The organism is Streptomyces sp. NPDC050504, from assembly GCF_044458065.1.
Taxonomy (GTDB): Bacteria; Actinomycetota; Actinomycetes; order Streptomycetales; family Streptomycetaceae; genus Streptomyces.
The window spans coordinates 133,762-147,902 of record NZ_JBITHO010000012.1 but is presented as its reverse complement, the minus strand read 5'-3'; the positions used below and the strand labels follow the sequence as shown (position 1 = coordinate 147,902).

10 protein-coding genes are annotated in these 14,141 nt (G+C 73.8%); 1 reads left to right on the top strand and 9 read right to left on the bottom strand.

Going from position 1 to position 14,141, the window contains the following annotated elements:
* Positions 1 to 9: 9 nt before the first annotated feature.
* The 8 genes from ACIBNE_RS35445 to ACIBNE_RS35410 form a co-directional block, all read right to left on the bottom strand.
* Positions 10 to 744 carry a phosphatase PAP2 family protein gene (locus ACIBNE_RS35445; protein WP_399279104.1) on the bottom strand — a complete coding sequence of 245 codons (735 nt, stop codon included), beginning with the start codon at positions 742 to 744 and terminating at the stop codon, positions 10 to 12.
* A gap of 149 nt (positions 745 to 893) precedes the next feature.
* The gene (locus tag ACIBNE_RS35440; RefSeq protein ID WP_399279102.1) at positions 894 to 1,559 is read right to left on the bottom strand and encodes a DUF5825 family protein; all 666 of its coding nucleotides are present in this window, start codon (positions 1,557 to 1,559) and stop codon (positions 894 to 896) included.
* Between the two features lie 60 nt (positions 1,560 to 1,619).
* Complete coding sequence (locus ACIBNE_RS35435; protein ID WP_399279100.1) at positions 1,620 to 3,521, bottom strand: RiPP maturation radical SAM C-methyltransferase; 1,902 nt, start codon at positions 3,519 to 3,521, stop codon at positions 1,620 to 1,622.
* Positions 3,522 to 3,739: 218 nt separating this feature from the next.
* Positions 3,740 to 5,608, bottom strand: a complete 1,869-nt coding sequence (locus ACIBNE_RS35430) for a prolyl oligopeptidase family serine peptidase (RefSeq protein ID WP_399279098.1) — start codon at positions 5,606 to 5,608, stop codon at positions 3,740 to 3,742.
* On the bottom strand, positions 5,605 to 6,867 hold the full coding sequence (locus ACIBNE_RS35425) for an MFS transporter (RefSeq protein WP_399279097.1): 1,263 nt from the start codon (positions 6,865 to 6,867) through the stop codon (positions 5,605 to 5,607). The genes ACIBNE_RS35430 and ACIBNE_RS35425 overlap by 4 nt, the downstream gene beginning before the upstream one ends.
* A 201-nt stretch (positions 6,868 to 7,068) precedes the next feature.
* On the bottom strand, positions 7,069 to 7,938 hold the full coding sequence (locus ACIBNE_RS35420; protein WP_399279095.1) for a DUF4436 family protein: 870 nt from the start codon (positions 7,936 to 7,938) through the stop codon (positions 7,069 to 7,071).
* 20 nt (positions 7,939 to 7,958) lie between these two features.
* Positions 7,959 to 9,128: an agmatine/peptidylarginine deiminase gene (locus ACIBNE_RS35415; RefSeq protein WP_399279093.1), complete on the bottom strand. Its 1,170-nt coding sequence runs from the start codon at positions 9,126 to 9,128 to the stop codon at positions 7,959 to 7,961.
* Between the two features lie 201 nt (positions 9,129 to 9,329).
* A complete protein-coding gene (locus ACIBNE_RS35410) occupies positions 9,330 to 9,920 on the bottom strand; it encodes a TetR/AcrR family transcriptional regulator (protein ID WP_399279092.1) in 591 nt (196 codons plus the stop codon).
* Positions 9,921 to 10,145: 225 nt separating this feature from the next.
* On the opposite strand from ACIBNE_RS35410, the gene ACIBNE_RS35405 reads away from it, so the two are divergent.
* The gene (locus ACIBNE_RS35405) at positions 10,146 to 10,724 is read left to right on the top strand and encodes a TetR/AcrR family transcriptional regulator (protein WP_399279090.1); all 579 of its coding nucleotides are present in this window, start codon (positions 10,146 to 10,148) and stop codon (positions 10,722 to 10,724) included.
* A 293-nt stretch (positions 10,725 to 11,017) separates the two neighbouring features.
* Here the strand turns inward: ACIBNE_RS35405 and ACIBNE_RS35400 are convergent, their stop codons facing one another.
* Positions 11,018 to 14,101, bottom strand: a complete 3,084-nt coding sequence (locus tag ACIBNE_RS35400) for an AMP-binding protein (protein WP_399279392.1) — start codon at positions 14,099 to 14,101, stop codon at positions 11,018 to 11,020.
* Between the last annotated feature and the right edge of the window lie 40 nt (positions 14,102 to 14,141).

Below are 14,141 nucleotides of genomic sequence, written 5' to 3'. Positions count from 1 at the left end.
GACGGTCCCTCAGTCGCCGCTCCGCCGACCGGCGTCGGTCCCGCGGCCGGCCAGCCGGTCGGCCGTGCGGTCGACGAGCCACGCGGTCGCGGGCACCACCGCGAGCGCGGTGCACCAGCCGCCGAGGGTGTCGGTCGGGTAGTGCGCGTTCAGGGTGACCTGGGCCCAGCCCATGGCGGCCCCCGCGACCAGCGCGGTGCCGAGCAGGACCAGCGTCCCGGCCGCCCTGCCGAGGCCGAGCAGACCGGTCACGAGCAGCGCCGCCACGAGGGCGAACGCGGTGGCGAACGCGGTGTGCCCGCTGGGGTAGGACAGGTACTCGCCGTTGATGGTGCGTCCCACCAGGGGTTTGAGCAGCGCCGTCGTCACCACGGCCAGGCCGACCCCGACGACGGCGAGCACCGCGGCCCGGGGCCGCCGCAGCAGCAGACAGCCCGCCACCGCGGCCGCGACCAGCACCGCCGCTCCGACGGGCTCCCCCCAGAAGTCCGTGGCCAGGGCGATGCCGCGCCACGGCGGCCCCACACCGTCCAGGGGCGGCCGCAGCCACGCGTCCACCCTGCTGCCGGGCTCGCCGCGCCCCGCGTACAGGACCCCGAGGGCGACGAGGACCAGTGCGGCGACGGCCGCGACCGGTCCGATCCCGGCGTGCAGCGGCGGCGGCAGCGCGGGCGCCGACCAGCCGTCCGTCCGGCGGTCGGGTCCCGCGTCGCGCATCGGCTGCTGCCGGAGCCAACTCGCCATCCAGGAGCCCCCCGTCGTGTGCGGTCCGCCGCGTCCGACGGGCCGTTGGCGCCACCCTAGCCAACACCGCGGGGCGGCGATCGCCGTCGGCGGGATTCGGCGCGCTGGTCCGGTCCTGTCCGGTCCGACCCGGGCCGGGGCACCGGCGCTCAGATCACTAGCGGCGCCTCCGACCAGCGGCGGACCCGGTAGGGCGCCCACCACAGGTGGTCGCCGTAGCGCAGGACGAGGGTCTCGGCCATGAGGTCGTCCAGGACGGCGCGCGGCACGGCGTCGACGCGGGCGCCGTCGGTGAGCGCCCCGATCGCCTCCTGGTACTCCGGCTCGTCGTCGCCGATGGTGAAGCGGCGCAGCTCGCCGTAGCGCCGGTCGCGGATCTGGACGAACCCGGGGCCGTGGCGGAAGACGCACTTGCAGATGTAGTACGCGCTGCGCCAGGCGAGCGCCGTCGCGGCCGGGTCGGCGGTGCCGAGGACTGCGGTCGGCGGGTGGAGGTGGCCGTAGTGGCGCCAGGCGTCGGGGTCGGGCCCCGTGTGGAGCTGCCAGCCGACCGAGACGGCCAGGCTGGTGAGGTCGCCGACGAAGCTGAGCGCCCTGACCGTCCAGGCCGCGTCGGCGGGGTCCGTCACGTCGACGGGGCGGGGGAGCACGACGTGCCTGGCTCCGGCGGCGAACAGCCGTCGGGCGGCCTCGCCGCCGCTCATGTCGATCTCGTAGCTGCCCAGGGACATGGCGGGCAGCGTGCTCACCTCGGGGTCGTAGTCCCGGGACGCGGTCACGGTGAAGGGTGCGGTGCCGGTGAGTGCAGCGGTCATCGTCGTCTCTCTGTCGGGCAGCCGTCGTACGGGTCGTCGTGCGGGTGCGCGGGCGGAGCGTCAGGCCGTCGTCGTGGCGAGTTCGGACTCGCGGGCCGCGGTGTGCCGCATGAAGTCGATCCGCAGGAACTCCTCGTTGAGCGCGGGCGGCGCGACGTGCACGAACTGCCCGCTGTCCTCGAAGACCACCCCGAGCGCCCGCCACCGCTTCAGCACCTGCCGCAGGGCGTCCTCGTCCGCCCGGTGCGCGTCGGCCAGCTTGCGGGCGGCGGCCTTCACCGTGTGCGGCTGGTCGAGCAGCCGGAACAGGTCCAGTTCGACCGGCTCCGTCAGCTCCAGGTGCGTCCAGTCGAAGGACCGGCGCCTGTTGACCAGGACGATCCGGTCCTCCAGGTCGCAGTGGGTGAGCCGGCTGCCCGCGTAGTTGCGCCGCCAGTGCCCGATGCCCTCGTCGAGGCGGGCGACGACGTCCTCGCCGATCCCGCGCGGCGGCACGTCGAAGACGTACGCCAGGTCGAACATCTCGGCGTCGGGGAGGTCGTAGGTGAGCCGGTACGGTTCGGCGGGGCGCAGTTCGGAGAAGCCGAGCCCGGGGTCGTTGAAGTACGGGCTGAACCGTTCGATCGCGATCCGGGAGGACGGGCCGACGGGCGGGTTGAGGTGCTCCAGCGCGGCCAGCTGGTCCACCACCTCCTCGTAGTCCTCGCCGTCCTCGCCGGGGAAGCCGTGCAGGTAGTTCCAGGCGACGGAGAGGCCGACGGTGGCGGCGTCGCGGAGCATCCGGACGTTCTGGCCGCCGGTCACGCCCTTGTCCATCAGCGTCAGCACCCGGCTGTTGAGGCTCTCGATGCCCGGCTGGACGAAGATGAGGCCCGCGTCGGCGAGGGTCTGGAGCTGGCCGCGCCGCATGTTGGCCTTGATCTCGATGTGCATGCGCAGGTCGTACCCGCTGTCGATGATGCGCGGCAGCACCGTCTTGACGTACCCCATGTCCAGGATGTTGTCGACGACGTACATGTCCAGGACCCGGTGCTTGCGGGCCAGTTCCATGATCTCGTCGTAGAACACGTCGGGGCTCTTGCTGCGGAACTCCATGAACGAGCCGTTCAGCCCGCAGAAGGTGCAGTGGTGCTTCTCGCCCCACCAGCAGCCCCGCGCGCCCTCGACGACCAGCTTGGGCTCGACCCAGTGCCGCGCGTGGGAGGAGGCGAGCCGCTCGAAGTAGCCTGAGTAGTCGGGCGGCAGGATCGCGGCGGGCGGCAGCGGTTTGGTGCTCATCGCGTTGACCACGGAGTTGCCGTCCGCGTCGCGCCAGCACAGCCCGGGGACGTCCGACAGCGGTTCGCCCGCGTCCAGCGCGTTGAGCAGCGCGGGGAACGACACCTCGCCCTCGCCGCGCAGGACGTGGTCGACGAAGGTGAAGTTGCGGTGGACGGCCTCGCCCTGCTTGCCGTCGCAGTTGGCGCCGCCCATGGCCGTCACGATGTGCGGGGCGAGCCGCTTGACGTACTTGGCGGCCGCGAGGGCGGCGGTGTTCTGCTGGAAGGTCGAGGTGAAACCGACGACGTCCGGGGCGAGTTCGACGATCCGCTCGGCAATGTGCCGGACGAAATCGGGCGCGGTCGTGTGCAGTGCCTTCGTCATCTCCATACGGGCCCCGCGCACGCGGTTGCTCATCGCCTCGGTGAATTCGTCGACCCGCCACCCGGGGTCGTCGTAGAGGGCGGAGGAGAACACCCAGTCGCCGCAGCCGAGGAAATAGGAGCCGAGCGCGTAGTAGGAGTAGTCCTCCAAGGTGAATTCCGTGTTCTTGGTGATCCAGTCCACGTATTCGATATTCGCATGGAGCACATCGGCCGTTCCGTTCGGAACGCGCTCGTCGACACTGCGCTTGAGAATTCCGAGAGCCAGCGACGGGAGATCGATCGGGGCCCAGGGCATGTTCACCAGGAGTACGCGCACGGCTCGCCTCTTCTCATGTGACCGGTCCGGCCGGTGGGGGTGGGGGCCGGTCGCGCACGAGGTGCGAGGCCGGCCCCTTGGTGCTCGGTGCCACTACTTGCTCTCGTCCTCCATCTCCTCCGCGGAGCGGAGGTAGACGACGACGCCGACGCCGGGCTTGCGGCTCTCCTCGTCGCCCTCAAGCGGGTCACCGTGGATGATGTCCTTCTGCATGATGTTCACCTCCTCTCGGGGGACGGGGGCGGCTCGGCTCCCACGGGCGCCGTAGGCAGCCCGCGGCCGAGAAATCTGAGGGACCGCCGGATCACGGCCAGGTGGTCGGCCCCGTCGTAGCCGTCGTGGCCCGAGTCGAGCCACATCAGCTCGTGGGCCACGCCGCTCGCGCGCAGCGCCGCCAGGTACGCCTCGACCTGCTCCGGTGGGCACTTGGCGTCCTGCTTCGCCGCGACGACCAGCAGCGGGGCGCGGATGTCGGCCGCGTACGAGGACGGGGACGCGTGCGCGTAGGCGTCGGGCACCTCGTCGGGGGTGCCGCCGAACAGCGCGGTGTCCAGCGCCTGGAGGGCGGGCGTGGAGTGCCGGAAGGCCGTGACGCAGTCGGCGAGCGGTTTGACGGCCACCCCGACGTCCCACAGCTCCGGCCGGGTCCCCATGGCCAGCAGCGTCAGGTAGCCGCCCCACGACGTGCCGCACAGGCCCACCGCGCCCTCGCGGCCGATGCCCCGCTCCAGCAGGTCGGCCCTGGCCCGCACCAGGTCGGCGACCTGGGTGTGGCCGACGCCATCGGAGTAGGCGGAGCGCCAGCGGGGCCCGTACCCGGTCGAGCCCCGGTAGTTGACGCGGGCGACGGCGTACCCCGAGCCCACGAGGGCCTGCACCATCGGGTCGTAGGCGTCGCGGTCGTGGTCGGCGGGGCCGCCGTGCACGAGGAGGACCAGCGGGTGCGGCGCGGGGCGGTCGGCGGGCGTGGTGACGAAGGTGTGCACCGGGCCGTCGGGCCCCGGCGTCCACAGGTCGCGGCGGTGGCCGAAGCGGGGGAGGCGCCACTGGCTCTGGCCGGGCAGCGGGGCGCCGGACAGGGACAGCGCGCGCGGCACGTTCACCGCGTCGGTCCAGATGAAGTGCACGTCCCCGTCGGCGGCGGGCGACGCGTCCAGGATGCTGCCCTCGGGCGTGGGCACGGGGACCGGGGCGCGGCTGCCGGATTCGGGGTCCGGGTCCAGGTGGGCGGTGAACAGCCGGCTGCGGCCGTGCCGGTCCTGCCGGAGCAGGACGCGCGGGCTGCCGGGGCCCGGGTACCAGCGGGCGGTCGTCTCGGTGTCGAACGAGCACCCGGGCAGCAGGTCGAGGCCGCGCTCCGGGGTCCAGGTGCCGAGGTGGTAGCGGCCGGCGCGCTCGCGCATGACGAGGAGCCGGGCGGGGCCGGGCGCGGGGTCCGCACCGGGCGCGAAGCCGAGCGCCCAGGTGCGTTCCGCCGTGCCGGAGAGCACCTCGACGACCGTCCCGTCCGGGGCCAGCAGCGTCACGGCGCGGGCGGAGTGGGCGGGTCCCGACACCGCGAGCAGCCCGCCGTCGGGGGCCAGGTCGCACAGCGTGCCCGAGTCCGTCGTGCGCAGGACGGGCGTGCCCGCGCCGCCGCGCCGCCCCAGGTACACGCCGAGCCCTTCGGGGCCGCGGATGCCGACGGCGACCGTGCCGCCGCGCGTCAGCGCCAGTCCGGCGGGCCGCCCGTACGGCACCCCGGTCAGCGCCGTGCGGTCCGGGCCGCCGTCGAAGTCCTGGGTGCGCCAGCCGCCGCTGCCCGCCCGGTCCTCGTCGAACCACCAGACGGCCTCGTCGCCGTCGAGGGCGCACAGCAGGGTGCCGTGCGGACGGTCCGTCAGCTGCCGCCCCCTGCCGGTGGACCGGTCCCAGGTGAAGATCTCGCACCGGCCGTCGGCGTCCCCCGTGTAGACCATCCGGTCGGGGTTCCGCGGGCTGGTGACCGGCAGTACGGGCCGGTAGACGCCGTAGGTGCGAGCGGCGGTCTTGGGCGGGGCCGCCCCGGACGCGGCGGTCTCGGGCGCGTCCGCTTTCGGGGAGGTCACGGCGCCTCCCGTACCACGAGACCGGCCCTGACGGTCGCGTACAGCGCGAGCCCGGCGAACGCGCCCGCGCAGCCCAGCGCCACCGTACGGCCGTCGTACGCCGCGACCAGCACCCCCGCCGCGACCGGCGCGAGGACGGCGACCGCCTGGCCTGCGGTGCCGAGCACCGTCCCCATCCGGGCCAGCAGCCGGTCGGGAGTGATCAGTACCGCCTTGGTCTGCAGGACCACCACCACGGACGGCACGATCAGCGACACCCCGCTCAGCAGCAGCCCGTAGGCCCAGGTCGTGGACGCGTACGCGAGCCCGGCAGCCGTCGGGACCATGGCCCACGACGCGCCCGTCACGATCCGCGCGGGCGGCACCCGCCGCACCAGCCACGGCGCGGCGAGCGCGCCGAGGAGGCCGCCGACGCCGGCGAGGGTGAGGATGAGCCCGATCGAGGAGGGGCTGGCTCCCCGGTCGTGGGAGGTGAGGACGGCGTGGAAGTACAGCGCGCCGAGCAGCGCGTTGATCCCGGAGGTCCACACCACGACGAAGCGCAGGAAGGGCTCGGCCCACACGAAGCGCAGGCCTTCGGCGAGGTCGCGGACGAAGGACGCGGGGGGACCTTCCCGCTCGGGCGTCAGGTCCGTGCGGATCGCCCTGCTGACCACCGCCACCAGCAGGAACGACACCGCGTCGGCGAGCAGCGGCACCCAGCGCGCCAGTTGGTACAGCACGCCGCCCAGCGTCGGCCCGACGATCTGCACGGCCTGGTCCCGCGCCTGGAGGTAGCCGATGGCCCGGGGGTACTCGTCGGGCGGCACCAGCCGCCGGATCGTCCCGGACGCCGCCGCCCCGTAGGCGGCGCTCGCGGCCTGCTCGACCACGGCGGCGACGAGCACGTGGGCGAGGACGACGTGCCCGAGGGCCACGGCCACGAACACCGACCCCATGGCGCCCGCGGCGACCAGGGCCGCCGCGTACATCATCGGCTTGCGGGGCCACCGGTCGGCGAACACGCCCGCGACGGGCGACACCACGAGTCCGCTGACCAGGGCCACCGACGCGACGAGTCCGGCGAGACCGGAGGAGTGTCCGGCGCCCAGCAGGATCAGCGGGAGGAAGAGGGAGGAGGCGCAGGTGCCGAGTCCGTCGATGGCGCCCGCGGTCCAGAAGAACAGGTAATCCCGTCTTCGAAAGGGAGAGGAAAGCGATTTCCCCTTCTCCGGTAACTCGTTTCCGGAGGTTCTTAACTTCCCCTCGGCCTCGCCCATCAAAAAAACCGCTCGGAAGGTATTGCCGACGCTGACGCACCCACAATGCCCCCTGTAATAAGCGGACTTACTGCGGTTGAGGGTTGCGATCGTAGCGAACGGAAGGAGCCCGTCACAATACCTGAGTTCGAATAGGGTTCCTGATCAAGAAAGGCCCTCCGCCGCACGGCACCGGTCCGGGCGGCGGACCGGTGCCCGCGCCTACCCGGCGGCGGCCGACCCGCGCTCGGCCCTGAAGCCCGAGACGACGGAGGCGACGAGGCAGCAGGCGACGACCGTCTCGGCCCAGAGGAAGGCCAGGTAGTCCAGCAGGGAGCCGATCGGCGGCGTGCCGGGCGCCGTGTTGCGGAAGGCCGCGAGAGCGAAGAGCGTGGCGGCCATCCAGCCGAGCGCGGGCCAGGTGAGCCCCTTGCGGCGGGTGACGAGGAACCACGCCCCGATGAACACGGAGACGGCGAGGGCCCACATCGCGACCATCATGAAGACGGCGAAGACGAGCACGCTGTTCGAGCGTTCGACGACGACGTCGAAGACCGCGGTCCCCCGGTCGTCCATCGCGTCGACGCCCACGGAGAACAGGGCGTCGCCGCTGGTCAGCGTGGTGCGGACCGGGACCTTCGCGCCTCCTTGGACGGCGCTGAACTCGATGGCCGCGTCATAGGCGTCGAACGGGTAGTCCGTGATCGAGCCGCCCGTCAGCGCGACGGGCAGGTCCACGGTCGCGATGCGGCTGTGCGCCTTGAAGGTCAGGTCGCCCCGGGTGGAGGTCGACGTCTGGAGCGTCAGGTCCTCGGTGGGGGAGAGGCCGCCGGCCTCGGCGAGCTCTCCCCGCGGGGTGACCAGGACGCGCAGCGTCAGCTCCCGGCCCGCGGCGTCGACCCGTTGGACCGAGGCCCTGACGTCCACGCGGTCGGGAACCGGACCGCCCGCTGTGTACGCCTCGTCCAGGGCCTGGCGTTCGCCGATCTGGAGCCAGGCGCCCACGGCGACGGCCGCCACGGCCAGCAGGCACGCCAGCGCGGCGGGGAAGGGGAGGCCGCCGTGCGGCCCGCGGCGTCGGACGGGGGGCATGGTCGCTCCTCGGGCCGCGGTCAGTCGACCGGCTTGCCGGGCTGGTCGTGGGTGGCGCAGTGGATGCCGCCGCCCCCGGTGGCGATGGTGTCGATGTTCACCTGCACGACGTCCCGCTTGGGGAAGTGCTCCTGGAGGATGCCCCGGGCGCGGGAGTCGGCCTTCCGGTCGCCGAACTTGGGCACGTACACCGCGTCGTTGCCGATGTAGAAGTTCGCGTAGGTCGACAGGAAGTCGTCGCTGTAGCCGGAGACGCGGTCGGGGTCGGGCTGCGGGAGGTCGATGATCTCGAAGGGGCGGCCCCGTGCGTCGGTCGCCTCGCTCAGCACCGACATGGCCTGGTCGGAGGAGCGCGACCAGGAGTCGGCGGGCGTTCCGGGGAAGGCCCGGTCCAGGAGGATCACCCCGGGCGCCGTGAACCGCACGAGGCTGTCGACGTGGGCGTCGGTGATGTCCTCGCCGCGCACGCCCTTCAGCCAGATCACCTTCTCCATGCCCAGCAGTTCCTTAAGCTCGGCCTCGATCCGGTCGCGGCTCCTGCCCCGGTTGCGGTTGTCGTTGACGATCGAGCTCTCGGTGATCAGGAGGGTCCCCTCGCCGTCCGTCTCGAACGAGCCGCCCTCGGCGACCAGCGGCGCCTGCACGCGGGGGATCCGGTACTTCGACAGCAGCTGCCTGCCGACCTCGCCGTCGTTGGTGTGGACCTGCTTGCCGCCCCACCCGTTGAAGTTGAAGTCGACGCCGACGACCCCGCCGTCCTCCTCGACGAAGACGGGGACGGTGTCGCGGGCCCACAGGTCGTCCACGGCGAGCGGAATGACCTCGACACCGGAGCCGCACGCCTTCTGCGCCGCGGCCGCCTGGTCGGGGCGGGCCATCATCACGACGTACTCGTACTCCGCGACGGCCCGTGCGACGCGCGCGATGTCCTGGCGCACGTAGGGCAGGTCCTCGTCCCAGACGGACTCCAGCGCGGGCCACGACATGAAGGTCCTGGCGTGGCTCTCCCACTCGGCGCCCAGTCGGCGCGCCCCGTCGGCGAGGGGGGAGGGGGCGGGCGAGTCGGCGGCGCTCGACGCGCCGGTGCCGTCGGTGCCGCCAGTGCCGCACGCCGCGGCGCCGAGGGCGAACGCTCCGAATCCGGCGAGCGCGCGCAGAGCCGACCGGCGGGAGGGGCGGAGGTCGAACATCGGGGTCTCCGATCGTGGGGGTGGGGACCAGATCCGGCAGCGGCGGGCATCGGGAGGGGTGGGGCGCGACCGCGGCCCGTGCCGTGCGCCGTGACGGTGGTTCCGCCGCGAACAGGGTGCACGTGCGACCCGCCCGACCCCCGGCATCTGCGCACCGGATGTGTCTTCGTGTCGCCACCCTGACACTGACTGAAAATTCAGTCAAATTATTCGTCCCAATGCGTCGAGCTCGATGGAGATCGCCTCCCTCACCAGTTCCCGGGCGTGGTTCAGGGGCAGGGCGCCGCTGAGCCAGCGCGTGCTGAGCCCTTCCAGGAGTCCGGTCAGCCGCTCCGCGGACGCGGTGAGGGCCGGTGCGGGTGCGGTCGGCCGGGTGCGGCCCAGAAGGCCCGCGACGTCGTGGATCCAGGTCAGCGTCGCCCCGGCGAGGTCTCCGCGCAACTCGGGCTCGAAGACGGCGCTGGCCCGCAGCTCCCCCCACGCGGTGCTGTTCTCGCGGACCTCGGGGACGTCCTGGAACTCCAGGAGCAGGGACCGCTCCAGCTCCTGCCGGGCGTCGTGCGGGCCTCCGCCGTCGTCCTCGCCCTCGCCCTCGCCCTCGCCCTCGTCTTCGTTGGAGGTGTACCGCTCGGCCCGGTCGCTGATGAACTCCAGCGTGTGGCGCAGGACGCCGGCCCGGTCCTGGAAGTGGTAGTAGACCAGCGCGGTGGACACCCCGGCCTCGGCCGCCAGCTCCGCCACGCGCAGCCCCCGCACGCCGCGCCGGGCGATGACCCGGGCGGCGCCTTCCATGATGGCTCTTCGGCGGTCCGTCGCCACGGGATCCCCTCCTGGGTGGTCTGAACCAGCAGTGTCACATATTGACTGAAACTTCAGTTAGTGGTGCTATGGGCCAGCCGTGGTGATCGAACCCGCGGCAGCCGTCTCCCTCGGCCTCCCGGTGCACGGGCCGCCCCCTCCGGTCGCGCTCGCGGGCCGTGATCGGGGGGCCGGGAGGTGCCCGGTAAGGTTCGGGCCATGGCGTCTCGCAGTACTCAGATCCTCGAAGCCGCCGCCCGGGTGATCGCCCGGCGCGGGGTTCGCGGCCTGCGCGTGGAGGAGCTGGCCGCCGAGGCGGGCGTGTCCACCGCGCTGATCTACTACCACTTCAAGGACCGCGCGGGCGTACTCCGCAAGACGCTGGAGTTCATCAACGACCGCGCCGAGCGCTACACGGCCCAGCGCGACCCCGACGCCGAACCGCTCGGCCCGCGCGAGGAGCTGGAGGAGACGCTCCTCCTCGAACTCCAGGACTCGGCCGAGGTCAGGGAGAACAGCTGCGCCTGGGGCGAGCTGCGGGCGAGCGCCGTCTTCGACGACCTGCTGCGCGAGGATCTGGCGAGGGCCACCCTGGTCTGGGTCCAGGAGGTGGCCGCCCTGCTGGGCCGGGTCAGGCCGATGGCCTCCGCCGTCGCCCTCACGGCCGCCGCCGAGCGGCTCACGGCCCTCCTGGAGGGGCTGAGCATGCGCTGGCTCAGCGGAACGCTCCAGCTCGCCCACGCCAGGACGCTGATGAGCGAGGCCGTCGACGCGGAGATCGCGCGGCTCGGCGACTGATCCTCCCGGCTGGGAAGCACCGCGCTCGGTCACGTCCAGTGTGCTGACTGAAACTTCAGCCAGTGCAAGAATGCGGCCCCCCGACGATTCAAGGACGGCACCCGGCCGGCCGTGGCCAGTGGCCCGTTCGGCGGTGCGGAGCACCCCGACGGCTCCCCGGGCGCCGTCCTGCCGCGCGACGGCGCCCTGCCTGTGCCCGAGCCGGTGGCACAGCCACCACACCACCACAGCCACCACTGCGCCGCCCAGCAGCAGCCCGTGGCCTGGGAGCCCCCTTCACTGCCGGGCGGCGGTCACCCGCAGGCGGCGGTCAGCGCGGCGGTGAACTCCTCGGCGAGTCCGGTGACCACCGGAAGGTCGAAGGCCAGCGCGTTGTACTGCAACCAGCACCGCAGGCCGCCGTCCGGCTGCTCGACCACGGTCAGCTCGGGCACGCCCCGGTCGCCGCCCGGCAGCGGCCAGGGCACGGTGCTCCCGCGCGGCAGCTCCCAGGGCTCGCAGGCCAGTCCGGGCAACTGCGCGGGCGCGGCCCACGCCTCGTACCGGAGCCAGGCCGCGAACGGCACGGCGGGACTGAACTCGGCGAACGGATACAACTGGTGGTCCAGCGCCTCGCTGTAGACCACCCGCAGCCGGTCGACCAGCTCGGCGAAACCGGGGCTCCCGCTCGCGTCCACCCGCAGCAGCAGCGACTGGACGAAGCAGCCCACCGTCCGCTCGGAGTCCGGACGCGGACGGCCGGGCACCGGGGTCATGACCACCAGGTCGGGACGGCCGCTGCGGCTCGCCAGCAGCCCGGACCAGGCCGCCGCTACGGCCAGGAAGGGGGTCGCGCCCAGCTCGGCCGCCCGGTCCCGCAGGGCCTTCGCCACCCGTACGGGCACCTCGAACTCGTGGCCCTTGGTGAGGACTTCGTCCACCGCCCTGCGGCCGTCGAACCGCTCGACGGCCTCCGGCGCCCCGGCCAGCGCCGTACCGAAGTGGGCCCGGGACACCGGCCAGTGCGCGTTCGCCCAGTCCACCAGCTCCCGGTAGCCAGGACCCGGGCGCGGCGGCGGAACCGCCCTGCCCCGCCGCAGCGCGGAGTAGAACACCCCGAGGTCGGCCAGCAGCACGCCGACCGACCAGCCGTCGGAGACCATGTGGTGCGTCGCGACCAGCACCACGTGGTCGGTCTCCGACCTGCTGACCACCAGCAGGCGCGCCATCGGGTCCCGGGCCAGGTCGGTGAGCCGGTCGCGCTCGGCCAGCAGCAGGGCGTCCACCTCCGCGTCCGTGGCCCCCGGCGCCCGCGTCAGCGTGATCCGCACCCGGGGCTCCTCGTCCAGCACCGCCCGTACGACACCGTCGCCCACCGCCTCGAACCGGGTCCGCAGCGCCGGATGGCGCCGTACGGCCTCGGTGAGCGCCCGGCCCAGGGTCTCGGGCTCCAGCCGGTCGGTCACCCGGAACAGCGCCGTCACCGCACCGGCGTCCCGCCCCGGGGCCTCGGACATCCAGCGGAAGAAGTTCTCCTGCTGCGAGGTGAGGGCGACGGCGTGCGGCTGCGCCCGGAGCGCGGCCAGGTAGGGCGTCACGGTCTTCGTCCCTGCCCGCCCCGTGCCCGCGGCGGCTCCCCGCCGGTCGGGGTGGTCCACCCAGGCCGCCTGGGAGCGCAGCGAGGGCCGCTCGAAGACCACGGCGGTGCCCGCCAGGACCCCGAACTCCTCGCTGATTCCGGCGGCGAGCTGTACCGCCCGGAACGAGTCGCCGCCGAGCGCGAAGAACTCGGCGGCCACGTCGGCGACCGGACGGCCGAGCAGGCGCCGCCAGAGTGCGGCGAGCCGCAGCTCCGTCGGGGTGGCCGGGGCGACGGCGGGGCCTGCGGGCTCCACGGGCGCGTCGAACAGCGGGCGGAGCCGGTGCTTGACCACCTTGCCGCTCGGGTTCCTGGGCAGGTCGTCGGCGAGCAGGATCCGGACCGGCAGCTCGGGGCGGCTCAACCGGGCGCTCAGGAACAGCCGGAGCCCGTCCGTGTCCAGGCCGCCGGGCCCCGCCACCACGACCGCGACGGGGACGGCGCCCATCACGGGGTGCGGCAGGCCGAGCGCGGCGGCGTCGGCGACCGAGGGGTGCTCGTGCAGCACCTCCTCGATCCGCAGCGTGGAGACCTTCAGCGCGCCGCTCTTGATGACGTCGCTCTCCCGGTCGACCAGGTACAGGTAGCCGTCCTCGTCGAGCCGCCCGAGGTCGCCCATCCGCACCCAGCCGTCCCGGAACACCCCCTCGCTGCGCCCGGCGGCGCCCAGATAGGCGCGGGGCGGTCCCGGCTGGCGCAGCCAGACCTCGCCGACCTGCCCGGCGGGCAGCGGCAGTCCGTCCGCGTCGAGGATCCGCACGTCCCGCGGGTCCGCCGGGCGGCCCAGCGAGCCGGGGCGGCGGGCGTCGACCACGGTGGAGACCTGCGCGGGCGAGGCCTCGGCCGAGGTGTACGTGTTGACCAGCGTCGCGCCCGGCAGCGCGGCGGCCAGCGCGGCCGCCACCGGCACGGGCAGCGCGGCGGCGGACGAGTTGACCAGGCGCAGACTGCTCAGGTCGTACCGCCCGGCGGTGCCCGCGTTGAGCAGTTCGATCGCCATCGAGGGCACCAGGAAGGCGGTGCCGATCCCGAACTCCGCGACCGCGCCGCCGAACGCGTCCGCGTCGAAGCGCGGCAGGCTGAGCACGGCGGGCGCCGCGGTCAGGGCGGTGAGCAGCATCACCTGGCCCGCGTTGGTGCCGATCGGGAAGGCGTGCAGGGCGTGCTCGGAGTGCGCGTAGGCGCGGCGGCGGGGGCGGGCGGCCAGCCCCGCGGTCAGGTTTCCGTGCGCGGCGAGCACGCCCTTGGGTGCGCCCGTGGTGCCCGAGGTGCCGATCACCTGGGCCGGGTCCGCGGGGGAGACCCGGTGCGGCGGCGCGGTCGGCGGCTCGGGGTGCGCCGCCAGCAGGGCGTCCAGGCGCAGCTCCACCAGCCCTGCCGTGGACGGGAATTGACCGTCCGTCAGCGCTGTGCGGGCCTCGGCCAGCGCGGCCAGGGCGGCGGCATCGGCCTCGGACAGGTCCTCGCGGACCGGGACGGGCACGCCGCCCGCGTACTGGACGGCGAGGAAACCGACGGCGTACCGCTCCCAGCGCGCGTTGGCGAACCGCAGCACCACCCGGTCGCCGGGCGCGACCCCGGCGGCGGCCAGCCCGACGGCGGCGCGCAGCGCCTCGTCGCGCCAACGGCGGTAACTGAGCCGCCCGCCACCGACGACCTGGAGCGCCACGCGGTCCGGATCGTCGGCGGCCCGCGCGTCGAGGAGCTCGGGAACGGTGGCGGCGGGCGGCGCGGCGGTGGGCGGCGCGGTGGTGGAAATGGCGTCCTCCGGTGTGGTTCGACGGGCTGGGGTGGGCGGG